General features: G+C 42.1%; 1 protein-coding gene. It reads right to left on the minus strand.

The genetic code is table 11. The features are described 5' to 3' along the window. The coding region (locus R7Z47_RS25125) for an EAL and HDOD domain-containing protein (protein ID WP_318130799.1) at nt 1–662 on the minus strand (662 nt) is incomplete at both ends.

Genomic DNA, 662 nt, shown 5'->3' on the forward strand with positions numbered 1-662 from the left:
TAACCCGAGTTGACGTAAGTGAGCAACTTATAAGAAAGCGTCACATCAATAGAGAACAGACGCTCCACTTCATTGAAGTCGATGGGTTTGTCAGCAATCTCTTTACACAACTGGATGACGGTTAAAAACGCCGGGTTGAGGCGCTTCTTTTGGATCATTTCTGGTTTACTAAAGAAGTAACCTTGAAAGTAGTTAAAACCAGCGTCAAGCGCTTGTTCAAACTCTTCATAGGTTTCGACTTTTTCAGCCAAAAAATCGATATTAAACTGGCTCAATGCTTGGATGAAAATTGCCGCTTTTTCAATTGGTACTAAACGAATATCAAATTTGATCATCGATACGTACGGAAGAAAGCGTTTCCAAGCCTTAGTTGGTACAAAGTCGTCGAGTGCAATTCGGTAGCCGCATTCGTGCAGATGTTTTATTGCATCGAGAAGCTCTTGCGTAGGCTCACAATCTTCGAGTACTTCAATAACCAGAGAATCTTTCGGAAACAGTGTCGGAACAAGGTTGACCAAGCTTTGGTGGGGAAAGTTAACAAAACCGAGTTTGTTACCTAACGTGTTGTAATGCGTCGACAAAAAATGATCAGATAGCAGTCGACTAGTAGCAAGCTCAGGTTCTACTTCAGGGAAGGTATTTTTGGGGCCGTCTCGAAAGAG

It is taken from the genome of Vibrio sp. 1641, from assembly GCF_033339995.1.
Classification (GTDB): domain Bacteria; phylum Pseudomonadota; class Gammaproteobacteria; order Enterobacterales; family Vibrionaceae; genus Vibrio; species Vibrio alginolyticus.